Here is a 23,517-nt window from a genome sequence, read left to right as displayed (position 1 = left end):
GGGAGCACGATGGGCGAGGCAAAAATCCTGCTGCGCGATGCCGCCGAACTGACGGCGGCGGTGCCGGCCGAGGTCGAGCGCAAGCTCACGGTGCTGGAGCTGTTGTGGAACGACGGTTTTGTGCGCAAGGCCGTGATCATCATCTTCCTCGCCGCGGCCTGGGAGACCTACGGCACTATCCTCAACAATCCGCTGCTGTTCCCCACCTTCCACGACACTATCGTCACCATGTTCGACAAGGTGCGCGACGGCACCATTCCCTTGCGCGCCTGGGCGTCGCTAAAGGTGCTGTTCATGGGCTATGCCGCCGGCATTGCGCTCGCCGCCATCTTTACCATCCTGGCGATCTCGACCCGGATCGGCACGGATTTCCTCGAAACCATCACGGCGATGTTCAATCCCTTGCCGGCAATCGCGCTGCTGCCGTTGGCGCTGATATGGTTCGGGCTGGGTAACGGCAGTCTCGTCTTCGTGCTGATCCATTCGGTGCTGTGGCCGGTTGCGCTCAACACCCATTCCGGCTTCAAGAGCGTCTCGAACACGCTGCGCATGGTCGGCCGCAATTACGGCCTGCGCGGATTGCCCTACGTGTTCCGCATCCTGATTCCCGCGGCCTTCGCCTCGATCCTGACGGGCCTGAAGATCGGCTGGGCGTTTGCCTGGCGAACGCTGATCGCCGCCGAACTGGTGTTCGGCGTGTCGTCGGGGCAGGGCGGCCTCGGCTGGTTCATCTTCGAGAATCGTAACTTGCTGGATATCCCCGCCGTGTTCGCCGGCCTGTTGACCGTGATCGTCATTGGCCTGATCGTGGAGAACCTGATCTTCCGTACGATCGAGCGCAACACCGTCCAGAAATGGGGTACGCAGTCATGAGCAACAAGAAGAACCCCGCTGATCTCCGCAGCGCGCGCTGGTTCGCGCCTGATGATCTCCGCGCCTTCGGCCACCGCTCGCGCGCCATGCAGATGGGCTACGCGCCGGAGGAATGGAAGGGCCGGCCCCTCATCGCGATCCTCAACACCTGGTCGGATGCGCAGCCCTGTCACATGCATTTCAAGAGCCGCGTCGACGACGTCAAGCGCGGCATCCTGATGGCGGGCGGTTTCCCGATGGAGCTGCCGGCGCTGTCGCTGTCGGAATCGTTTCTGAAGCCGACCACCATGCTCTACCGCAACATGCTGGCGATGGATGCCGAGGAACTGCTGCGCGGCCATCCGATCGATGGCGTGGTGCTGATGGGTGGCTGCGACAAAACCACGCCCGGCCTGCTGCTCGGTGCTACCAGCATGAACCTGCCGACGATCTATCTGCCGGCCGGGCCGATGCTGCGCGGCAACTGGAAGGGCAAGACGCTGGGTTCGGGCTCGGACGCCTGGAAATACTGGGACGAGCGCCGCGCCGGAAAAATCTCCGACAAGGACTGGGTTGACGTCGAGGCCGGCATCGCCCGCAGCTACGGCACCTGCATGACCATGGGCACCGCGTCGACCATGACGGCGATTGCGGAATCGATCGGCATGACGCTGCCGGGCGCGTCCTCGATTCCGGCCGCCGACGCCGGCCACATCCGCATGGCCTCCGAATGCGGCCGCCGCATCGTCGAGATGGTGTGGGAGGACCTGACGCCGGAGAAGGTCCAGACCCGAAAAGCCTTCGAGAACGCGATCACGGTGGCGATGGCGATGGGCTGCTCGACCAATGCGATCATCCATCTGATCGCGCAGGCGCGCCGCGCCGGCCAGGACATCGGGCTCGACGATTTCGAAACGGCGAGCCGCAAGGTGCCCGTGATCGCCAATGTGCGCCCGAGCGGCGACAAATATCTGATGGAAGATTTCTTCTACGCCGGCGGCCTGCCGGGGCTGATGAGCCGCATCAAGCAGCATCTGCATCTCGACGTCATGACGGTCACCGGTCAGACGCTCGGCGAGAACATCGCACGCGCCGAAGTCTATAATGACGACGTTATCCGCACCATCGAGAACCCGATCTACAAGGAAGGTGCGCTTGCGGTGCTCAAGGGCAATCTCGCGCCTGATGGCTGCGTCATCAAGCCGAGTGCCTGTGAGCCGCGCTTCCTCAAGCACACCGGGCCGGCGCTGGTGTTCGACGATTATCCTTCGCTGAAGAAGGCGATCGACGATCCCAATCTCGACGTCACGGCGGATCACGTGCTGATCCTGCGCAATGCCGGTCCGCAGGGAGGGCCGGGCATGCCGGAATGGGGCATGCTGCCGATCCCGACCAAACTGGTGAAGCAGGGCGTGCGCGACATGGTGCGGCTGTCGGATGCGCGCATGAGCGGCACCAGCTACGGCGCCTGCATCCTGCATGTGTCGCCGGAATCCTACATCGGCGGCCCGCTGGCGCTGGTGCGAACCGGCGACAAGATCACGCTCGACGTCAACGCCCGCACCATCAACCTCGATGTGCCGGAGGCCGAGCTCGCAATGCGCCGCGCCGAATGGAAGGCGCCGGAGCCGCGTTACGAGCGCGGCTATGGCTGGATGTTCACCCGCCACATCAAGCAGGCCAATGAAGGCTGCGACTTCGATTTTCTGGAGACCGGATTTGGAGCGCCGGTGAGTGAGCCGCCGATTTACTGACTGTCGTTCCGGGGCGCGCAGAGCGCGAACCCGGAACCTCGAGATTCCGGGTTCACGCTTCGCGCGCCCCGGAATGACAAACGAGAGGCCGGTGCGGAGCGCGGCGGTCAAACAAAAAGCATCACAGGGGAGGACGACAAATGACCATCACCCGACGCAACCTGCTCGCTGGCGCCGGCGCCGCTGCCGCCACGACGCTGCTCGCGCGCACCGCCCTCGCGCAATCGTTCCCGTTTACGCCGAACCAGCGCTATCCCGATCCCGCCGTGCAGATCCTCGATCCCAGCTTTGCAAAGTACCGGATCTATTCCTCGACCATTGAACAGGTCGCGACCGGCATGCGCTGGGCCGAAGGGCCGGCGTATTTTCCGGAGGGAGGCTATCTCTTGTTCTCCGACATTCCCAACAACCGCATCATGAAGTTCGACGAGAAGACCAACCAGACCTCGGTCTTCCGCGCCAATGCCAACTACGCCAACGGCAACGCGCGCGATCGTCAGGGCCGCCTCGTCACCTGCGAGCATTCGGTCACCCGCCGCGTCACCCGCACCGAGAAGGACGGCAAGATCACCGTGCTGGCCGACAAGTTCGAGGGCAAGCGGCTGAACGCGCCGAACGACATCGTGGTGAAATCCGACGACACCATCTGGTTCACCGATCCCCTGTTCGGCATCAACGGCGAGTGGGAAGGCAAGAAGGAAAAGCCCGAGCAGGCGACTACCAACGTCTATCGCCTGACCAAGGACGGCAAGCTCACCGCCGTTATCACCGACATTTTCAATCCCAACGGGCTCGCCTTCTCGCCGGACGAGAAGAAACTCTATGTCGTGGAATGGAAGGGCACGCCAAACCGCAGCATCTGGAGCTTTGATGTCAACGACGATGGCACGGTCGCTAACAAGACCAAGCTGATCGACGCCGCGGATCAGGGCGCGCTCGACGGTTTTCGCGTCGACCGCGACGGCAATCTGTGGTGCGGCTGGGGATCCAACGGCGCGCTGCAGCCCGAGCCGACGGAGGTCGGCGGCCGCCGGGTGTTTCAGCTCAAGGGCAAGCCGGAGGATCTCGACGGCGTGATGGTGTTCAGCCCGGCCGGCAAGCCGCTCGCGCATATCCGCCTGCCCGAGCGCTGCGCCAATCTCACCTTCGGCGGCCCGAAGAACAACCGCCTCTACATGACAAGCTGCCACTCGGTCTATGCGCTGTATGTGGAAGCGCATGGGGCGGTGTGATTGATCCCGTCATTCCGGGATGGCCTGAAGGACCAGACCCGGAATCTCGAGATTCCGGATTCGCTCGCTGACGCGAGCGCTCCGGAATGACGACCCAGAAAGCGAGAACACGATGACAAAACTGAGCGACGCCACCCGCAACAAACTCAAAACCGTCTCCACGGCCACCGTCGCCACCGCGCTGTTCAAGCGCGGCTTTCGCATCCAGATGATCCAGGATGTGCACCCCTTAGGGCCCGATCAACCGGTGTTGGTCGGCGAGGCTTTTACCTTGCGCTACATGCCGGCGCGCGAGGACCTCAACAAGATCGACGTGTTCCGCGACCGCAGCCACCCGCAGCGCAAGGCGATCGAGGATTGCCCGCCCGGCGCGGTGCTGGTGATGGACAGCCGCAAGGACGCCCGCGCCGCGTCCGCCGGCGCCATCCTGGTGACGCGGCTGATGCAGCGCGGCTGCGCCGGCGTCATCACCGATGGCGGCTTTCGGGATTCCGCGGAGATCGCAAGACTCGGCTTCCCCGCCTATCACCACCGCCCGAGCGCGCCGACCAATCTCACGCTGCATCAGGCGATCGAGATCAACGTCCCGATCGGTTGCGGCGACGCGCCGGTGTTTCCCGGCGACGTCATTCTCGGCGATGCCGACGGCGTGATCGTGATCCCTGCGCATCTGGCCGACGAGATCGCCGACGAGGCGGTCGAGATGACCGCGTTCGAGGATTTCGTCACCGAGCAGGTCCAGAACGGCCGCAGTATCCTCGGCCTATATCCAGCGACCGACCCGCAGACGATGACCGATTTCGCCGAGTGGCGAAAGAAGAACGGGCGGTGATTGCGTGCCCCGGACGCAGCGCAGCGCGAAGCGTTGCGCTGCAGAGCCGGGGCCCATCTATCCGGTCGGCATCAGTTGACATGGGTCCCGGCTCTGCGATGCAGCGTTGCACGCCGCATCGCGTCCGGGACACGAGCGCCTCACGCCTCACCCTTCTCCGCCAGTCCCACCGCCCACAGCGCGAACGCATAGGCGATCGCGACTTCATCGAGCCGATTGAAGCGGCCCGATGCGCCGCCGTGGCCAGCGCCCATGTTGGTGCGCAGCAGCACCGGCCCGCCGCCGGTCATGGTTGCGCGCAACCGCGCGATCCACTTCGCCGGCTCCCAATAGGTGACGCGCGGATCGGTCAGGCCGCCCATCGCGAGCACGGCGGGATATTCCTTCGCCGCGATATTGTCGTAGGGCGAATACGACAAAATGGTGCGAAAATCCTTTTCGCTCTCGATCGGGTTGCCCCATTCCGGCCATTCCGGTGGCGTCAGCGGCAGCGTGTCGTCGAGCATGGTGTTGAGGACGTCGACGAACGGCACTTCGGCGACGATGCCGGCAAACAATTCGCCCGCCCGGTTAGCGCTAGCTCCCATCAGCATGCCGCCGGCGCTGCCGCCATGGCCGACGAGGCGTTTGGCGCTGGTGTATTTTGCTTCGATCAGGGCGCGGCCCGCGGCGGCGAAATCGTCGAATGAATTGGTCTTCTTCTCGCGCTTGCCGTCGAGATACCAGCCCCAGCCCTTGTCCGCGCCGCCGCGGATATGCGCGATCGCATAGACAAAGCCGCGATCGACCAGCGACAGCCGGTTGGTTGAGAACGAGGCCGGCATTGCCATGCCGTAGGAGCCGTAGCCGTAGAGCAAGAGCGGCGCGCGACCGTCGCGCACGAGGTCCTTGCGGTGCAGGACCGAGACCGGCACTAACGCACCGTCATGCGACGTCGCCATGATCCGCGTGGTGACATAGTCGGCCGGGTCATGGCCTGACGGGATCTCCTGCCGCTTGCGCAGGACGCGCGTTCGCTTGGCCATGTCGTAGTCATAGACTTCCGACGGCGTCGTCATTGACGAATAGGAAAACCGCAGGTTGGTGGTTTCGAATTCGTAGCTGCCCATGGTGTCGAGCGAATACGCCGCCTCGTCAAAGGCGATGGCATGTTCCTCGTTGTTGCCGAGATCGCGGATAATGATCGAGGGCAGCGCATTGGCGCGCTCCAGCCGCACCATGTGGCCGGCATAGAGTTCGACATCGAGCACATAGATGCCGGCGCGATGCGGAATCAAATCGCGCCAGTTGGCGCGCTCGGGCGAGGCGAGCGGCGCGGTGACGACCTTGAAGTCGATCGCGTCATCCGCATTGGTGAGAATGAACAATTCATCGCCGCGGTCGGCGATCGAATACTGCACGCCTTCCTCGCGTTCCGCCACCAGTCGCGGCGGCGCTTCGGGGTTGGCGAGATCGATCAGCCGCTGTTCCGAGGTCTCATGATCGCCGCCGGCGATCACGCAGAAGCGCCCCGAAGAGCTCTCGTGCAGATGGGTGAACCAGCCGGAATCCTTTTCTTCATAGACCAGCGTGTCGTCGGCCTGCTTGGTGCCCATCCGGTGCCGCCACACCTGCATCGGGCGATGGTTGTCGTCGAGTTTGACATAGAAGAAGCTTTGGCAATCCTTGCTCCAGACGATGCCGCCGTCGGTCTCCTCGACAAGATCGTCGCGGTCGATCCCCGTCTCCCAGTCGCGCACGCGGATCGAGAAGTATTCCGAGCCCTTGGTATCGGCGCTCCACGCGTGCAGTCGATGGTCAGGCGAATGCCGCGCGCCGCCGAACTTGAAATATTCATGGTCCTTGGCGAGGGCGTCGCCGTCGAGCACGATTCTTACCGCGCCGCCATCGCGCCGCGTGCGGCCGAACATTTCATGCTGCCCGCCCTCGCGGAATTTTCGCAAATAGGCGAACGGGCCGTCCGGCGACGGCACGCTGGAATCGTCCTCCTTGATCCGTCCGCGCATTTCCGCGACCAGCTTCTTCTGCAGGACGGCGGTGTGGCCGAGCAGGCTCTCGGTGTAATCGTTCTCGGCTTCCAGATATTTGCGGATGTCCGGATCGAGGATCGAGGGGTCGCGCAGCACTTCCTGCCATTTCGGGTCCTTCAGCCAGGCATAGTCGTCCTGCACGGTGATGCCGTGCGTGGTGAAAGTATGCGGCCGGCGCGGGGCGACCGGCGGCGAGAGGGCGGGCTTCTTGGCGGCAGCTTGTGTCACGCGGTCCTCGTATGGCTCAATGATTGTGCCTTATATCGGGGTGAATGGCCGGATTACCAGATGCGATCCGTAGGGTGGGCAAAGCCACCGGGTCGCGCGAATGCGCGCCCGATGACAGGCTCCGCGTGCCCACCATCTATCCCCGCGGTCGGTTTGAATGGTGGGCACGCTGCGCTTTGCCCACCCTACGACTCTCTAACTATTCCGCAACTTCGCCCCGGCGCCGCCGCCGAACATCGGGATCCGGTTCACCGCGAGCACCACCGTAAAGGTGATCACCAGCATCGCGATGCCGAGCACCGAGATCGCGGCGAGGTCGCCGCTTTCGTTGAGGTCGTAGATCAAAACCGACAGCACCTTGGTCTGCGAGGTGAACAGCACGATCGCCGCGGATAACTCCCGCATCACGCCGATGAAGATGAAGCACCAGGTCGCGATCACGCCGGTGCGCAACAAGGGTGCGGTGATCTGGCGCAGCGACTGCAGCCGACTCGCGCCGAGAATGCGGCTGGCGTCCTCCAGTTCGGGATGAATGGTCGCGAACGCCGCCTGCAATTGCTGATAGGCCGAAGGGAGGTTGATGGTGAGAAACGCCAGCAGCAGGATCCACAGCGTGCCATAGAGCACGAAGGGCGGTCGCGTGTAGCTCAAGAACAATCCGACGCCGAGCACGATGCCGGGCACGGCCACCGGGGCGGTGGCGAGAAAGCCGAGCATGCGATGGCTCGCGATCACGCGGCGGGTCGTGACATAGGCGACCACGAGCGCGAGAATCGTGCCGATCGTCGCCGTCGATGCACCCAGGATCACCGTGTTCTTCAGGGCAAGCTGGGTCGACGACAATTCGGTGAAAACGAAGACGACGTTATGCAGCGTCGCCGTCGACGGCATCACCAGCGTGGTCGCGTTCGGCGAGAACGCCGCGTTGAGCAGCGCGAAATAGGGCAGGAACACCGGGTTGAGCAGCACGAGGAGGCAGAACGCCAGCGCGGCCCAACGCCATAGCCCCATTTCGATCGGCCGCGGCGGGCCATATTTGCCGCCGAGCACGGAGTAGCCGCGGCGGCCGAGCAAAAATTTCTGGCCCTGCAGCAGCAGGATCGTCAGCAGCAATAGCGGCACGGCGGCGGCAGCAGCTAGTTCGAGCTTTGGCGGATACTGGAACAGGCTCCAGATCTTCGTCGTCATGGTGTGGAAGCCGGCCGGCAGCGCCAGAATTGCCGGCGACCCGAATAGCGTCATCGCCTGCAGGAACGCGATCAGCGCGCCGGCGACCAGCGCCGGCAGTGCCAAAGGAATCGTGACGCGCCGCGCCGTGGTCCAGGCCTTGCCGCCGAGAATGGCGGAAGCGTCTTCCAGTTCGCCCGGCATGTTGTCGAGCGCATTGGCGACCAGCACGAACACAAATGGAAAGGTGTAGCAGGAGATCACAAAGATCAGCCCGGTCAGCGAATAGATGTCGAACAAGGGATCTTCGGCGCCGGTGAGGTAACGATAGAACTGATTCAGCATGCCGCTATTGGGCGCCGCCAGCAGTTCCCAGGCCACCGCGCCCAGAAACGGCGGTGTCACGAAGGAAGCCGTCACCAGCGCGCGGATGATCTGCCGCCCCGGCATGTCCGTCCGCGATACCAGCCAGCCGATCGGGGCGGCGACAAGGCAGCAGGCCACCGCCGAAGTGGTGGCGATGATCGCCGTCGTCAGCAATGGATCGAGGAAAGCGGGGTCGGTGAACAGCGTGACGAAATTCTGCAGCGTCGGATGCCGCGCCTTATCGGTGAATGCAAAGACCGCCAGCCACGACAGCGGCAGCACGATCAGCACGATCATGAAGGCTGCGAACAGCCACAGGATCGGGCGGGTGAGGTCGATGCGCGATCTTGGGGTGTCGGTGGTGGTGATGGTGGTCATGCCGATTTTCTCTCCGTCATTCAGGCGTGGTCCGAAGGACCCCTCGCCCCGCGCTTGCGGGGAGACCCGGCATGACGGCGGTAGATGGGACGGGCAGCATCCTCAAACCCTGAACAGCCGCGCATAGCGCGTCTTGATTTCTTCCGTCATCTTCTCCACGCCCTCGGCATCCTCCTTCATCAGCTTGATGTCGGAGATCTTCCGCCGGCCTGGCTTCGACTGCACCTGTGCGTGCACCGAATATTGCGCGCTGAAGTCGATGAAGAATTGTTGCGTCTCGCGCGTATGTAGCCAAGCCTGAAACAACTTCGCGGCATTGGGATGCTGCGCGCTCTTGAAGATGCCGGTCGGTCCCGAAATCGTCGGCGTACCCTCGGTCGGGTAGATCGGCTCGACCGGCTGGCCGGCTTCCTTCAACAGCACGATGCCGTATTCGTTGCCGTCGGCCATCACCGCGCGCTCGCCGAGCGACAGCTTCTTCGGCGGATCGGTCGACGACTGCACCTGCATCACCCGCTGCTTCGCCAGTTTCTCCATGTATTCCCAGCCGAGTTCGCGAACGAGCTGAAACGTCGCGGTCATGATGGTGCCGCTATAGGCCGGGTGGGCCTTGACCATCTTGCCCGCCCATTTGGCGTCGAGCAGGTCGGCAAAACTCTTCGGCGCGTCTTCCGCTTTGACGAGATTGGTGTTGTAGGCGATCGACGACAGCCACACCCGCGAGGTCGCAAACATGCCGTCGGGATCGCGATAGCTCTCCGGAAAGTGTTTTGCGACGTCCTCCGGCACGAACGGCATCAGCCAGCCGTTCTTCTTCCAACTGATGAAGTGCGAGGCGTCGGAGGAGTTGACGATGTCGGCGGCGCGAATATTGCTCGCAAATTCCTGGTCGATACGTTGAAACAGTCGCTCCGAACCGGAACGCTCGATCTGGATGGTTACGCCCGGAAAGGTGGCCTCAAATGCCTTGCCGAGCTTTTCTCCGACCGGCAGGTCCATCGACGAATAAAAGATCAGCTTGCCCTCCTTCTTCGCCGCCTCCACCAGCGCCGGCGTGATCGCGACCGGCTCCGGCGCCTGGGCGCGAACAAGGGAGGCGAATGCCGTGCTAACCGCCAGCGCCGCCGAGCCTTGCAGGATGTCGCGCCTTGAAAGCTTTCGTCCCCTCATCGCGTCCTCCCGTCTCGTTTCGTGGCTATCGGCTCAGCGCCCGGCAGCGCTCGGACGGCAGCGTCAGCCAGACCTCGCTGCCCTTTTGCACGTTGGTTTCGGTCGGCGTGGTAGTGCGCAAACTGGTGCCGTCGGCCACCTCGACCATGTAGTCCCGCACCGCGCCGAGATAGACCTGCCTCGTGACGACCGCCTTGACCGCATTCTCTGGTGAAGCCGGCGCCTGCGTCGAAAGCCCGATATCGTGCTGGCGGATCGCGACAACGGCGTCCTGGCCTGCCGTGAGCGGTGCGCCGACCACCTTCAGCGTCGCGCCCGCGAAGGCAACATGGTTGGCGTCGCGCGCGGTGCCCTTGATGACATTGCTGGCGCCGATAAAGCGGGCGACGAATTCGGACTCCGGCCGTGCGTAGATGTCTTCGGGCGTGCCGAGCTGGTCGATCTTGCCGCCGTTCATGACCGCGATCAGGTCTGCCGTGGTCATGGCCTCGGACTGGTCGTGGGTGACGTAGACGGTGGTGTAGCGATATTCGTCGTGCAGGCGGCGGATTTCGAACCGCATTTCTTCGCGCAAATTAGCGTCGAGATTCGAAAGCGGCTCGTCGAGCAGCAGCGTCTCGGGCTCGACGATCAGCGCGCGCGCCAGCGCCACGCGCTGCTGCTGCCCGCCGGAGAGCTCGCCGGGATAGCGCTGCGCCAGCGCCTCGAGTTTTGTCGTGGCGAGGATCGCTGCCAGTTTTTTCGCGATGGTGTCGCGGTCGAGTTTGCGCAGCCGCAGGCCGTAGACGATGTTTTCGGTCACCGTCATGTGCGGCCACAGCGCATAGCTCTGAAAGATCATCGACATGTTGCGCTGTTCGGGCGGCAGCGTGCGCGCGCGTGACGACACCAGCCGCTCGCCGACATGGATCTCGCCGTCGGAAGGTTCCAGAAAGCCCGCGATCAGCCGCAGCGTGGTGGTCTTGCCGCAGCCCGACGGCCCCAGCAGGCAGACCAGTTGTCCGTGATCGATTTTCAGGGAGACTTTATCGACCACCGCAAGCGAGCCAAATCGCTTGGTCAGGCCGCGCAAATCAACGGACGCCAATCGCCTCACTCCCACTCTTGTTCTTGCACGGATCAGCGCCCGGCTTGGTATGCCAGTATACGCACTAATGCGGCTTGGAAAAGAGAGTTGGGTTGGGAAAGAAATAGCGATGTTGTCGTCGCTGCGAACGCAGGGACGACGGGATAGAGGCGAGAACCGCTCAACATGTCGCCCCTGCGAACGCAGGGGCCCATACACCGCGGCCCGCGCAAAGGACACAAGGGGCGGCGACGGCTGTGCTTCAACAATGTAGGCTGGTGGTTATGGGTCCCTGCGTTCGCAGGGACGACAACTTTTACGCCCCCACGTTCTCGCCGAGATACTCGATCGCGGCTTCGGTTCCGCCCTTGCCGTGCGGAATGCTGAGCGCATTGAGGCCGACCTCGACGACGCCAAGCGTGCCCAGGATCATCGGCGCATTGACATGGCCCATATGGGCGATGCGGAACGCCTGGCCGGACAAATCGCCGATGCCGGTGCCGAGCACCACGCCGCATTTCTCCTTGCAGTAGCGCTGCAGCGCGGCCGGATCGTGGCCGTTCATGGTCACCGTCGTCACCGTGTTCGAGCGCTCATTGGCCTCCGCGATGTTGAAGCCAATCACCTGGCCCTCGCCCCACACCGCCACGGCGCGACGCACGGCCTCAGCAAGCAAACGATGGCGCTGAAACGCGTTCTCCAGCCCTTCCGTCTGCAGCATGTCGATCGCCTTGCGCAGCGCGAACAATAGATGCACCGGGGCAGTACCGGCATATTTGCGGTAATGCTCGCTGCCCTCGCGCTCGGTCCAATCCCAATACGGCGTGCGCAGGTTGGCCTTTTTATGCACCTCGCGGGCGCGGTCATTGGCGGCGACAAAGCCTAAGCCGGGCGGCGTCATCAGGCCCTTCTGTGAGCCGGACATCGCGACATCGATACCCCACGCGTCCATCTCGAACGGCATGCAGCCGAGCGAAGCCACCGTATCGACCATGAACAGCGCCGGATGACCCGTCGATTTGATCGCCTTGCCGATCGCCTCGATGTCGTTATAGGCGCCGGAAGCCGTATCGACCTGCACGGCGACGATGGCCTTGATGGTGTGATCCTTGTCTTGCCGCAGCCGCGCCTCGACCTCGCTCGCGCGGATCGCGCGGCGCCAGTCGCCCCTGAGCACCTCGACCTCGGCGCCCATCGCAGCCGCCGCCTGGCCCCAGCCGATCGCAAAGCGTCCGCTTTCCAGGACCAGCAGCTTGTCGCCACGCGACAACACGTTGGAAAGCGTCGCCTCCCACGCGCCATGCCCGTTGGCAATGTAGATGTAGGATTTGCCTTTGGTGGCGAACAGCTTTGAGAGATCGGCGAGCAGGCCGTCGGTCAATTCCAGCATCTGGTCGGAATAGATGTCGAGCGCCGGGCGATGCATCGCCTGCAGCACTTCGTCGGGCATGGTGGTAGGTCCCGGGATGGCCAGAAATTCCCGGCCCGCGCGAACGGTCATTTGTTGGTTTTCCTTATTCGGCAGATACGCGAAATCGAAGCGTGGGGTTTGGTTAGGAATAATATTCGATCGGAACCGTCATTGCGAGCGCAGCGAAGCAATCCAGAGCCGCAAAAAGAGTTGATTGCTCTCATTGCTCCGCTCCCCACAATCATCGCGGGTCATTTCCCCACCGCATTCGCGATCGCGCGCCAGATCTGATCCTTGAGCTCGGTCGCCGGCGGGCTCGGGATCGTCACTGCAGGCCCCTCGCGCTTCCTGCAGGCTTCGACCAGCCGCAGCACCCAGATTTCGCCGTCGGTGTAATAGGCGTCGCCGCCGCCGTTCCGCCCTGCGATCGTGGGGCCGATGCCGGTGACCTGGTATTTCGCGTCCACCATGCCGGCATTTTCCAGATCGGCTGCAAGCAGCGCGCGCTCGGCGTCGAGATCGGGCGAGATGTGGTGCGTGACGGCGGCGGTGTATCGGCTGACGCCGACGCCGCGATCCTCCGTCGCAGCTCCCAGCCAGACCGGTCGCTTCTCCTCGCCGCTCTCCAGCACCTTCCAATAGCGCACATGGTTGCGGCGGTCGGCGCTGCTCCCGATTGGTTTTTCATAGGCGAGATCCTCGCGGCGGCCGAGGTAATAGAGGTTGCTCACCGGCGCCTCCTTGTAGGGGCGGTCGAGCAGCACGCTGCCGATGATCTCGATCGAGGATTTCAGCGTAATCCGGTCGGCCGGATACCAGCCCGCAGCATGCATCGCGCAGACCACGTCGCGCTGGTCTCCGATCAGCCCGACATTCATGGGATCGCCGGGAATGCCCTGCGCGGTCCGCGTCACCATCGGCATGCTGGTCAGCCCGCGCTGATGCTCGTAATGCGTCCAGAAGCCCGGCAGCACCAGATAGGCGAGCAGGCCGTAACCGCCGAGGATGACGAGCGTGAGCAACATTGCCCGCCGCAAGCCGCGTCGTCGCCGCATTTGTTTTTCGATGCGTTGATCGGACACCGTAGATGCCGCTCCCTCTGCCCGCAAGCGGGGCGCGGTTGAAGAGCACCGCTACCGCCGCGTCTCCCGACAACCCGCAGCTTCGGCCTCCTCGACCGAGCAGAACCAGCGCGTGCCTTTTGAGATCTTCATCTCGATCTTCGCATACCAGCGGCTTGTCGGCTGGTGATAGATGCACTCGCCGGAGCGATTAACGTTGCCCTTGATGGTGCAGTCGGGCGAGGGCGCCACCGGTCCTGATGCCGAGGCCAAGAGGACCGCCCGGGCATTCTCCGGCGGCGTGACTGCGCCGAGAACGGCGGTTTTCTTGTTGCGGATGCGCCAGTCCCACGGTGCGATGAACGCGCCCTGCCACATCCCGGCTTTGGCTTCGCGCGCGGCCTTCTCGTCTGCCTCGTAGTCGCGCGAGAGGCGCGTCAGCGCCAGTGCCCAGCCGTTCGACACCAGCCATTTCTGGATGTCCTCACCGTCGGCCTCGCAGCGCGCCACCGTGCGGCCGCGGCGATCTGCCACCGCCCGTGTATGACAGGTCCAGCTCTTGGCCCCGAAGCGTTTGATCAGCTCGTCGCGCGCGGCGGCGCCGCAGGTCCAGCGCTCGCCCTTGGTGTTGAGGCAGAGCTGATCGACGGCAGGCGCGTCGATGCCGCCGAGGCGAATGCGCGTGTGGCCGATCTGGAGCTGATCGCCCTCGCGGATTTTTGGAATGCCGGTGATGTCGGCCGCGTGCGAGGTGGCGGGCAGTAGCAATAGCAGAAGGGCGGGCAGCAATGTCCGTGGTTTCATCAGCAATCCTGATAGCGGAACGATGCGAAATAATGCGGCGGATTGTGCGGACAATGCGGCCGCCTTGCCAGAGCGGCGGTGTCGCATGGCTTTCAACTTCCCGCGAGATGTTTACCCTCCCCCTCCAGGGGAGGGTAAGCACCGTGTCACGCATTGCCCTTCGTCATCACCCGCCGCGCCAGCGCCAGGCCCATCAGCACAAACGCCGACGTCACTTCCGGCCCGCCGACCAGAATCCGCGTCGGTGTCTTCATCTTGTTCCACTCGTACGCCCGATACGGCCCGTGCCTGCCGCCCTCGCCGAGACTTGCGACGATGACATGCAGCGCCGGCGCGAATGTCGAGACGTCGGCGCCGAGATGCGCCAGCGCCATCAGCGCCAGCGCGGCGTCGAACGGGTTCATCTCGCGCGCGATCAGTTCACCCTCGACATAGGCCAGCACCTTCTCGCGGATCAGCGCGAACGTGCCGTCCGGATCGATCGCCTGCCGCGCGGGCTCGGGCAATGCCATGAACGCGGCATGGCAGCGGCCGAAATAGGCGGAGTACAGTTCCGGCAGATAATAGATATGCGAGCGCGGATTTTTGAACGCGCCGCTTTCGGCGAGCCGCCGCTGGAAGCCCAGGATGCGATGCACCGTCTCCAGCCGCTGCGGCGTCTCGAGGATCTTCCAGCGCGTCAGATTGCGGAAAGAGACCTCGAGAATATCGAGGTTGAGCGTCGGATCGAGATCGTTGCCATACGGGCGGTCGCCCGCGAGATTGTCGATCCAGGTGACGACGCCGCCCTCGTAATCGATATTGTCGTTCAAGGGCACGGTGACGCGCGGCTCGTTGGCGCCCTCGCGCACCTGATAGCCGCGATAGAAATCCAGCAGCGGCTGATCGAGGATCGGATCGGTGCAGCCGGCTTGTGTAGCGGCCGAGAACGAGCACGCCGTGGTGTCGCAGTCCGGCACGTAGATGCCGAAACCTAAATCCTGCTTGATCTGCGAGAAGAATTTTGAGAACCGCGGATGCGGCAGCGGCGCCAGGGCCGTGATCACGTTCACGGTGGTGCCATTATGCGCGGGCACTTCCTCGACTGAGGTCTTGAGGCAAAAATCGACCATTTCCGAAATCGCGCGCCTTGAGGCCGTGGCCTCGTCCGAAGACGCCAGCCCGGTCTCGACGTAACTGAGCAGCGCCTCGGTGAAGAAGGCGTCGTAATAGGCCGAGCGGTGGCGGATCTGCATCGGCTCCCACATCGGCTCGGCGATCCCTCGCCAGGGCGGGTTGATCAGCGCACGCGCCGGCGAATGCGCGATGAAGATCCGCGCCAGGTTGAACAGCAGCGTCGAGTTCTTGTAGCCGCGCGAGTTCAGCCCGGTCAGCGCCATCAGCATCTCGCGCCCGCCCATGTCGGCATCGCCGATCAGGTTGAAGGCGGCATAGGTCGGGATGAAGCCGTTCTTGGCGAACGAGCCGAGCAGATGCGCGCCGCAGCGGCGGATCACTTTGTCGATCTCGCTTCGATCGGGCGGGCGGCCCAGTGCCGCCACCGGTCCGGGGGCGGGGTGGCGGACATTGATATCGGCCATCAGTTCGGCGATCGGCTGCCCCACCGCGGCCCAGTCCGGCTCGGCATCGTCGCGCGCCCGTCGCAGCGCCTCCTGCAGGGCGCCGAGCCGCTTCTGGTCGCGCAACGCCGGGTGCCCGGTCCGCCGGAGCAGCGGCCGCAGCGCCGGGTTGCCCAGCGCGGTGCGATAGAATTTTCCCAGATGGGGGTCGCCGCCGCGGTATTTCAGCAGCACGGGGTCGCAGATGTCGTAGAGCGACGGGCCGTCTTTCCGCGCGGTCAGCGCCCGAAATGCGGCGCCGGCGATGGTAGAAAAGCCCATGCAGTTTCTTTCCGCCGGAACGGTGAAGGGAGGGCCACGTTGAGCACGATCCGTAAAACCCCGGTAGTCCCGGGGCTTCTGTACGGGCTCGATGGGAGTCTACGCAGCCACCGCCGGCCGGATGGGCCTGCAAGCCCTTGAGAACTAACCAAATCTAGCGAGGAACACAATGTGATATGGGTCACTTACCTGGCGTTAACCCTCCTCCATAATCGGCTGCAATTGGTTCCATGCGTCGAATGAGGTTGTCCGGAAGGGCCCGACAGGCTAAAAGACCGTTGTTGCGGTGCCGCAAATTGAGCGCAATTAGACGGCACACACCCGGCAACCCCATCAAACCTGAACGGTCCTCACGCGACTAACCGGCGCGGTCTTGTTTGGCGCTGTGGACAAACTTGGGAATGGAAACGCGAATGAACCTTGGTCAGCTCTGCATTTCCCGCCGCACCGTTACCATTGCGGTGGCGTTTGTCGGCCTGGTGTCGCTGGCGATCGGGGCCCATGCCGCGCTGAACAAGCGTTCGCTCGACGCCGCCAAGGCGATCGGCACCGAGCAGACCGGTGCGATCGGCACCTCCGCCCGCGTCGCCCTGGTGATCGGCAACGGCCATTATCCGGATGCCGCAGCGCCTTTGTCCCAGCCGATCAACGACGCCCGCGGCCTCACCGCCGCGCTGCGCGCCAAGGGGTTTGACGTCGACGTGGTCGAAGACGCCACCAAGGACGACATGGCCCGCGCCGTCGCCCGCCTGAAAGACAAGATCAAGCCGGACACAGTCGCGATGCTGTTCTTCGGCGGCTATGGCGTCCAGGTCGGCCGCGAGAGCTTTATGATCCCGGTCGATGCCGCGATCTGGAAGGAAGCCGATGTGCGCCGCGACGGCGTCAGCATCGAGCAGGTGCTTGATACGATGACCGAGAAGGGCGCCAGCGCCAAGCTCGTCGTCGTCGATGCCTCCCGCCGCAATCCTTACGAGCGCCGCTTCCGCTCCTACTCCCATGGCCTCGCCCCGATCTCCACGCCGGAGAACGCGCTGATCCTGACCTCGGCCACGCCGGGCAAGGTGGCCGACGACGGCAAGGGCCAGTACAGCGTGCTGGTCACCGAGCTGCTCAACAATCTGAATTCGCAGCCCGGCGTCGCCAGCGCCTTCAACAAGACCCGCATCTCCATCTCCCGCGCCTCCGACGGCGAGCAGGTGCCGCAGGTGTCCTCGTCCTTGCTGGAAGACGTCCGCCTCGGCGGGTAAGGCGCTTTTCGCGCACAACATCTCCCCGTCGTCCCTGCGAACGCAGGGACCCATACGCCGCGGCCCGCGGAAATGGCACACGGGGAGACGGCTTTGCTTCAACGACTGAGTGCGGTGGTTATGGGCCCCTGCGTTCGCAGGGGCGACGGACACCTACTTCCCGTCCGCGCTCGCCGTTACCGCCCGCACCGGATCGCCTTCGCGCAAGAGCGCGCCGGCGCGCGCCACCACGATGTCGCCTTCCTGCAGGCCCGAGGTGATCTCGACCTGGCCGGCCGACATCAGCCCGGTCTCCACCCGCCGCGTTTCGACGCGGGCGCGCCGCACCACCTGCACCACGGTGCCGGCGGTGCCATAGAGGATCGCGGTCAGCGGCACCGCGACGCCGCAGCTCTGTCCGGTCCTGATCTGCGCGCGGCCACTTGAATTGACGAGCAGCCGCCGGGGGGTGGTGACGCCGACGAACACCTGCGCGAGCTGGCTGTTCGGCTCCACCGTGGTCGAGAGACGCCGCACCCGCCCGTCGACCTCGCCGGCGCCGATCACCTTGATCCGCGCGGTCTGGTTCACCTGCAGTTTGGCGATATCGCGCGTCGGCACCATGCCGACCAGGTCGAACTCGCCGCGCGCGATGATCGAGAACAGCGCTTCGCCCTTGGCCCCCGCCATCGCGCCGACCGACGCCGTTGTGGCCGAGATCACGCCCGCCACCGGCGCCTGCACCGTGATCTGCCCGCCTTCCGGCAAGTTCAGCCGCGCCAGCACCGCGCCTGCGGTGACGCTGTCGCCCGCATCCACCATCACCTCGGCCACCTTCAGCCCCATCCGCTCGGGCCGCACCTGCGTCTCCTCGCGCGCAATGATGGTGCCGGACACCTCGACGATATTGGCAAAACAGGACTTCGCGGCCTTGAGCACGGTGACCGCGGCGCCCTTGGGGGCGGTAGGGTCGGTGTCGTCGGCGGCGGAAGCGGGCAAGGTGGAAAGGCAGATCAAGCCTGCGGCAATCAGGGGGGCCAGCGTCAGTGAAAGGCCGCGTGCGCGGAAGATGGTCATCTGCGTTTCGTTCCCGGTTTCGGCCTTACCGATACCAGAAGGCCGGCGGGAGAGCCAAGCGCCAAGAATGTCACCCCTCCGCCCGGCTGCCGGCCTCCGCCGGCGCCGTTTCGAGCGCAAGCGGAACGCCGGCCAGTTCGTCCGCGCGGCCGATATGCCTCGCGATCGCGGGATTGACGGATGACGCGTGCGTCACCGGGAGCATATGGCCGGCGGCCGGCAAATGCCGGATCTCGGCGCAGTCGATGATCGCGCCGAGCCGCTGCACGATGCGTTGGGTGAGATAGGGCGACAGCCCTCCCGAAAACAATAGCGTCGGCACGCGAAGCGAGGCCGCCGCGGTGGCGACATTTTCTTCGGCGAACGCCGCCGTGAAATCGAACGCAAGCTTGTCGGCGCGCTCGATCATGCGCAGGCGCGCGCTGGCCGGTAGCGGATCCTGCGGACCGGAGCCGTTCCAGAATTCGATGAACATGTCGATCGCTTCCAGCGCCGATCCATTCCAGAGATCCTCGGAAACGTCACGGGCGACCTGCGCGAAACGCGCGTGCAGCCGCCGGTCCGCGTCACTCTCGCACAGCAGCGTCGGCAGCACCGGCTCGATCAGCGTCAGGCTGCGCAGGCGATGCGCGAAACGGGAGCAGGTCGCGATCTTGAACGCAATCGCGCCGCCGTAGGAATGGCCGACGAGGTGGATGGGGCCGTCCGCATCGTGGAGCTGGCCGCTCAGGCATCGAACTTCCTCCGCGAGCGTCAGCGGCAGATCCGCCGCGCAGCAGCTATTGGTGCCATAGCCCGCGATGTCAGGAGCGAAGAATGGATGCTCGCGCCCGAGTTCATCGGCGAGCGTCTTCCATTGGCGGCCTGAGCCCAGCGAGCAATGCAGCGCCACGACGCAAGCCTTCTCGCGATATGCGCGCGAGATTTCAATCACATTGGTCATCGAAATGCTCCTGATTCTTATGCGGGACGCCACCGGCGGAGCCACGCCAACGGCTCCGCTAATCCTGCTGGCGGAGCATGATCCGGAAAAGTGGACACCGGTTTTCTCTCGCGACAACGCGGAACGCGTTTGCGCGGAGATCATGCTCAAATCAACGAGCCAGAGCGGGATGACGATTCGAAGAAACATCATCCCGCTCGGTTTCACCGCTTGGTGATGACGACCTCGAGATATTCGCTGGGCACGACCATCGTGCCGTCGCCGGAGCGGTTCATGCGAACGATCAGGGCATGCAGGTCGTTATGCAGCTCTTCCTGTTTCGCCGGCTCGAGGGCTGCGAACGCTTTCAGCACCGGGCCGTAATACGTCTTGAACACGTCGAGGAAGTGCGCCGGCGAGCGATAGCGGAACCTGAAGATGCGCGATTCCGCTCTGATCGAGCGTGCGTCCGCGTCGAACATTTCGGTCAGCCGTGCGCTCGTTCCCCACTGCGCGGGCGATTTGGCCCCAGTGGGCGGCGGCAGATATTTGCCGAGCGTCCTGAAGACCTGTCCGATAAAACCGTCCGGCGTCCAGTTCGCCAGGCCGATCCGGCCCTTGGGCTTGCAGACCCGCATCAGCTCGGCGGCCGCGCGGTCCTGGTTCGGCGTGAACATGACGCCGAAGGTGGAGAGCACCGTGTCAAAACTGTTATCATCGAACGGCAGGTTTTCCGCGTCAGCTTCCCTGAATTCGATTTGCATGCCTTCCGCCGCGGCGCGTGCCCGACCGCGCTCCAGCAACGCCGGCACGTAGTCGGTCGAGGTGACGTCGCACCACCGCCGAGCCGCAGCGAGGCTCGCCATGCCGTTGCCGGCGGCTACATCGAGCACCTTTGAGCCGGCCTTGAGATCGAGCGCCTCGCAGAGTTCTTCGCCGACGATCTGCAGCGTCGAGCCGACAATGGCGTAATTGCCTGACGACCATGCGGCTTGTTGACGCGTCTTGAGGGCTGCAAGGTCGGGGGCAGGTTGGGCAGAATCGGCTTGGGTGTGGGTCGTTGCGATCGCGCTCTGGGCGGCCATCGACGTCTCCTTTTTGGGATGCTGCGGCCACGGAAGAGGGCCGCGATGAACCAAACATGGCCTTGGGCGGACCTAAAGACTGTGATGCGGGGCTGATTTTGCCTTGAGGGGACCCTGATTTTTCAGTGAGATGCCCGTTTCTGTGAGATTTTTCACAAGGACCCGCCGGGAAATTCGCTCTACCTCTTCCGGGAGCATGATCCGGAAAAGTCGATACCGGTTTTCCCTTGGGACAAACGCGGAGCGTTTGCCCGGAGATCATGCTCAAACAAGAAGTGCGGGACAAAGTGACCGGAAATTACGTGCCGATCCGAAATGACTATGACGATTTAACCGGGATTGAAGCCGTGCAATTTCGCTTTTCCAACCATGTGCTGGACGTCGACCTTCGCGAGCTGACGCGCGGCGGCGAGAGCGTGGCGGTCGAACCGCAGGTGTTCGATCTATTGGTTCATCTGATCGAAAACCGCGACCGCGTCGTCACCAAGGACGATCTGATCGAGAAGGTGTGGGATGGCCGCATCGTCTCCGAATCCACGCTGACGAGCCGGATCAACGCCGCGCGCAAGGCGGTCGGCGACAGTGGCAAGGATCAAATCATGATCCGCACGCTCGCGCGAAAAGGTTTTCGTTTCGTCGGCGACGTGCAGCCGAAAGCCGCGAACGGCCGCGAAGCGCGTGCCGGTGCGCCCCAGCCGCTCGATCTCGCGGGCGAACCGCTGCACCCGCCCCTCCCGGCGCTCGATCGCACCGCGATTGCAGTGCTGCCGTTTGCCAATCTCTCTGGCGAGCCGGGGCAGGAATATTTTTCCGAAGGCATCAGCGAGGACATCATCACCGCGCTGTCGAAGCTGCGCTGGTTCTATGTGATCGCGCGAAATTCCTCGTTCATCTACCGGGGGAAATCCGTCCACCACCAGCAGATCGGCGAGGAGCTCGGCGTCGGCTATGTCGTCGAAGGCAGCGTGCGCAAGGACGGCGACCATGTGCGCATCACGGCCCAGCTCGTCGACGTGGCGAGCGGCAGTCACCTCTGGGCGGAACGCTACGACCGCAATCTCGCCGACGTGTTCGCCGTGCAGGACGAAATCACGCAGGCAGTCGTCGCGGCGATCGAGCCGCAACTCTACGCTGCCGAAGATTTCCGGGCCCGGCGCAAGACGCCTGACAACATGGATGCCTGGGATCTGGTGATGCGGGCGCTATCGCATTATTGGCGCGTGACGCGGCAGGACAATCTGGTCGCGCAGGCGCTCTTGGAAAAGGCGATCAGTGTCGATCCTGCTTACGGCCAGGCGCTCAGCCTGCTGGCTGCCTGCCACACGTTCGGCGCCCATATGGGCTGGCAGGAAATGTCCAGGGCCGTACCAACGGCGGAGCGCGCGGCGCTGGCGGCGATCCGGGCCGACAGCGAGGACGCGTGGGCGCATTATGCGCTGGCCAGCGTCTATCTGTTCAACCGGCGCTTCGATGATTGCATCGCCGAATTCGAGCTGGCGCTGCGGCTCAATCCGAATTTTTCGCCCGCGCGCGGCATCTATGGTGTTGCGCTGTCCTATCGCGGGCGCTGGGAAGACGGTGATCGCGCGGCGCGCGAGGCGCTGAAACTCTCACCCCGCGATCCCTTTGCCGCGATCTATTGCGGCGTCGCCGCCTATTGCCAGTATGTCGGCAAAAATTACGCAGAGGCGATCCGCCTGTCGCGTGAAGCGCTGCGGCAGCGCACCGACTTCGTCGGCGCCCACCGCGTGCTGACGGCCTCCCTCGGCATGGCCGGCGACACTGACGCCGCTAAAGCAGCCATCGAGGGCCTCCGCGGCGTCCAGCCCAACATCTCGCTCGCCTGGCTGGCCAGCGGACTGCCGTTCGAGCACGAGGCTGACAAGGCACATTATCTGGAAGGGTTTCGGCGCGCCGGTCTGCAATAGCTTCGCGGCGATATCTCAAGCGAGTCTGGACAGTAAATCAGAGCGGTCTGAAAGTCTTGGCCGGTCGTAACGGGCATGTTGACGCTGCCCTCGCTGCTGCGAGGTCTAGAGCGTTTTCGAGCGAAGCATGCCCTCGGACTTGATCCGGGGTGGATGCCGGTTCGCGTGAAGAAAACGCGTAAAAAATAGGAGCAGGAGAACTGCATGCCATTGATAGAGGTTCACGTCATCGAGAACGTGTTCAATTCCGAGCAGAAGAGCCAGATGATCAGGAAGCTTACGGACGCCATGGTGTCGATCGAAGGCGAGAACATGCGCGGCGTTACCTGGGTCAAGATTTCCGAAGTCGCGAGCGGCGATTGGGGCGTCGGCGGTCAGCCGCTGACCACCGAAGCCGTCAAGGATCTCGCGGCCGGACGAAAGGTGGCCTGACGAGCTTCGTCTTGCATCACCGGCGGGCTGGCCCTGCCGGCGGTGCGGTTCATCGTTTCCTCATTTTGGATCCTTGATCCAGCCGGGTCCGGTGCTCGTCGCGCGTTCAGGCGTACGTACCGAAGCCTGCTGACACCATGCTGGCAGCAGGCCTTCGATAGAAAGGACGCCCGGCAAGCTCACAGGGTTCCGGCTACGGTTTGAAAGAAAACAGCCATGACTATGCTGACCACCATTCCGACCTCCGCCACCAGGCCATTTGCCTGGCGAACTGCGGTTTGGCTCGCGCGCCTGCGCCGTCTCGTCAACCGCTTCCTCGCAGCGGTCATTGCGCGCCACGAACGGCACGCCATGCGCGAGGCCCTGCGCAAGCTCGACGATCGCCATCTCGAGGACATCGGCATGTACCGCACGCAGATCGACAGCAGCCTCGAAGAATTGGCACAGACCCGCGCGCGAATGCAGCAGCCCGGTTGGCACTGACAGGCGGGTGCGTCGAGCACCCAGTCTTCCCTGTGCCCTCTTGTTTTCATGGGGCGGTGAATGAAGCAAATCCTCGGGCGCAACGGCGCTGCGGGAGGTTTTGGTGTGTGTGGCTATTTGAAAATTGAAT

The 23,517-nt window shown here is 63.9% G+C and carries 20 protein-coding genes; 9 read left to right on the top strand and 11 right to left on the bottom strand.

Going from position 1 to position 23,517, the window contains the following annotated elements; translation table 11 throughout:
• The first annotated feature begins 9 nt into the window (after positions 1–9).
• From V1277_RS12840 to V1277_RS12825, 4 genes are all read left to right on the top strand, one after another.
• Entirely contained in the window at positions 10–873 is an 864-nt protein-coding gene (locus V1277_RS12840) for an ABC transporter permease (protein WP_334372068.1), read from the top strand.
• A complete protein-coding gene (gene araD, locus V1277_RS12835) occupies positions 870–2,606 on the top strand; it encodes an L-arabinonate dehydratase (protein WP_334416468.1) in 1,737 nt (578 codons plus the stop codon). The genes V1277_RS12840 and araD overlap by 4 nt, the downstream gene beginning before the upstream one ends.
• A 140-nt stretch (positions 2,607–2,746) precedes the next feature.
• Positions 2,747–3,838, top strand: a complete 1,092-nt coding sequence (locus tag V1277_RS12830; RefSeq protein ID WP_334416467.1) for an SMP-30/gluconolactonase/LRE family protein — start codon at positions 2,747–2,749, stop codon at positions 3,836–3,838.
• Positions 3,839–3,950: 112 nt separating this feature from the next.
• Positions 3,951–4,670, top strand: a complete 720-nt coding sequence (locus V1277_RS12825) for a ribonuclease activity regulator RraA (RefSeq protein WP_334416466.1) — start codon at positions 3,951–3,953, stop codon at positions 4,668–4,670.
• 140 nt (positions 4,671–4,810) lie between these two features.
• On the opposite strand, the gene V1277_RS12820 is transcribed toward V1277_RS12825, so the two are convergent.
• The 8 genes from V1277_RS12820 to V1277_RS12785 all read right to left on the bottom strand — a co-directional run bounded on the left by V1277_RS12820 (position 4,811) and on the right by V1277_RS12785 (position 16,231).
• Positions 4,811–6,928 carry a S9 family peptidase gene (locus V1277_RS12820; RefSeq protein WP_334416465.1) on the bottom strand — a complete coding sequence of 706 codons (2,118 nt, stop codon included), beginning with the start codon at positions 6,926–6,928 and terminating at the stop codon, positions 4,811–4,813.
• 195 nt (positions 6,929–7,123) lie between these two features.
• On the bottom strand, positions 7,124–8,839 hold the full coding sequence (locus tag V1277_RS12815; RefSeq protein WP_334416464.1) for an ABC transporter permease: 1,716 nt from the start codon (positions 8,837–8,839) through the stop codon (positions 7,124–7,126).
• A 102-nt stretch (positions 8,840–8,941) separates the two neighbouring features.
• The gene (locus V1277_RS12810; RefSeq protein WP_334416463.1) at positions 8,942–10,009 is read right to left on the bottom strand and encodes an ABC transporter substrate-binding protein; all 1,068 of its coding nucleotides are present in this window, start codon (positions 10,007–10,009) and stop codon (positions 8,942–8,944) included.
• A 25-nt stretch (positions 10,010–10,034) separates the two neighbouring features.
• Positions 10,035–11,105 (bottom strand): ABC transporter ATP-binding protein, encoded by a 1,071-nt coding sequence (locus tag V1277_RS12805; RefSeq protein WP_334416462.1) that lies wholly within the window; start codon positions 11,103–11,105, stop codon positions 10,035–10,037.
• Between the two features lie 286 nt (positions 11,106–11,391).
• Entirely contained in the window at positions 11,392–12,576 is a 1,185-nt protein-coding gene (locus V1277_RS12800) for a pyridoxal-phosphate-dependent aminotransferase family protein (RefSeq protein ID WP_334416461.1), read from the bottom strand.
• Between the two features lie 161 nt (positions 12,577–12,737).
• Positions 12,738–13,541, bottom strand: a complete 804-nt coding sequence (locus tag V1277_RS12795; protein WP_334416460.1) for an LssY C-terminal domain-containing protein — start codon at positions 13,539–13,541, stop codon at positions 12,738–12,740.
• A 78-nt stretch (positions 13,542–13,619) separates the two neighbouring features.
• Positions 13,620–14,351 carry a thermonuclease family protein gene (locus V1277_RS12790; RefSeq protein WP_334416459.1) on the bottom strand — a complete coding sequence of 244 codons (732 nt, stop codon included), beginning with the start codon at positions 14,349–14,351 and terminating at the stop codon, positions 13,620–13,622.
• A 146-nt stretch (positions 14,352–14,497) separates the two neighbouring features.
• Complete coding sequence (locus tag V1277_RS12785) at positions 14,498–16,231, bottom strand: hypothetical protein (RefSeq protein WP_334416458.1); 1,734 nt, start codon at positions 16,229–16,231, stop codon at positions 14,498–14,500.
• A 413-nt stretch (positions 16,232–16,644) separates the two neighbouring features.
• On the opposite strand from V1277_RS12785, the gene V1277_RS12780 reads away from it, so the two are divergent.
• Positions 16,645–17,481 carry a caspase family protein gene (locus V1277_RS12780; RefSeq protein WP_334416457.1) on the top strand — a complete coding sequence of 279 codons (837 nt, stop codon included), beginning with the start codon at positions 16,645–16,647 and terminating at the stop codon, positions 17,479–17,481.
• Positions 17,482–17,634: 153 nt separating this feature from the next.
• On the opposite strand, the gene V1277_RS12775 is transcribed toward V1277_RS12780, so the two are convergent.
• Positions 17,635–18,537 (bottom strand): efflux RND transporter periplasmic adaptor subunit, encoded by a 903-nt coding sequence (locus V1277_RS12775; RefSeq protein WP_334416456.1) that lies wholly within the window; start codon positions 18,535–18,537, stop codon positions 17,635–17,637.
• 70 nt (positions 18,538–18,607) lie between these two features.
• Positions 18,608–19,480 carry an alpha/beta fold hydrolase gene (locus tag V1277_RS12770; protein ID WP_334416455.1) on the bottom strand — a complete coding sequence of 291 codons (873 nt, stop codon included), beginning with the start codon at positions 19,478–19,480 and terminating at the stop codon, positions 18,608–18,610.
• On the opposite strand from V1277_RS12770, the gene V1277_RS12765 reads away from it, so the two are divergent.
• Positions 19,473–19,697: a hypothetical protein gene (locus V1277_RS12765; RefSeq protein ID WP_334416454.1), complete on the top strand. Its 225-nt coding sequence runs from the start codon at positions 19,473–19,475 to the stop codon at positions 19,695–19,697. The two genes, V1277_RS12770 and V1277_RS12765, sit on opposite strands and share 8 nt — an antisense overlap.
• Here V1277_RS12765 and V1277_RS12760 read toward each other — a convergent pair.
• Positions 19,684–20,544, bottom strand: a complete 861-nt coding sequence (locus V1277_RS12760) for a class I SAM-dependent methyltransferase (RefSeq protein ID WP_334416453.1) — start codon at positions 20,542–20,544, stop codon at positions 19,684–19,686. The two genes, V1277_RS12765 and V1277_RS12760, sit on opposite strands and share 14 nt — an antisense overlap.
• 347 nt (positions 20,545–20,891) lie before the next feature.
• Here V1277_RS12760 and V1277_RS12755 point away from each other — a divergent pair, with 347 nt between their 5' ends.
• The 3 genes from V1277_RS12755 (at position 20,892) to V1277_RS12745 (ending at position 23,387) form a co-directional block, all read left to right on the top strand.
• On the top strand, positions 20,892–22,472 hold the full coding sequence (locus tag V1277_RS12755) for a winged helix-turn-helix domain-containing protein (RefSeq protein WP_334420360.1): 1,581 nt from the start codon (positions 20,892–20,894) through the stop codon (positions 22,470–22,472).
• Between the two features lie 204 nt (positions 22,473–22,676).
• Positions 22,677–22,904 carry a tautomerase family protein gene (locus V1277_RS12750; protein WP_057854591.1) on the top strand — a complete coding sequence of 76 codons (228 nt, stop codon included), beginning with the start codon at positions 22,677–22,679 and terminating at the stop codon, positions 22,902–22,904.
• Positions 22,905–23,120: 216 nt separating this feature from the next.
• Positions 23,121–23,387 carry a DUF1127 domain-containing protein gene (locus V1277_RS12745; protein ID WP_334416452.1) on the top strand — a complete coding sequence of 89 codons (267 nt, stop codon included), beginning with the start codon at positions 23,121–23,123 and terminating at the stop codon, positions 23,385–23,387.
• The last annotated feature ends 130 nt before the right edge of the window (positions 23,388–23,517 follow it).

The sequence above is a fragment of the Bradyrhizobium sp. AZCC 1588 genome, from assembly GCF_036924735.1.
Classification (GTDB): Bacteria; Pseudomonadota; Alphaproteobacteria; order Rhizobiales; family Xanthobacteraceae; genus Bradyrhizobium.
This window is presented reverse-complemented; position numbering and strand designations above follow the sequence as displayed.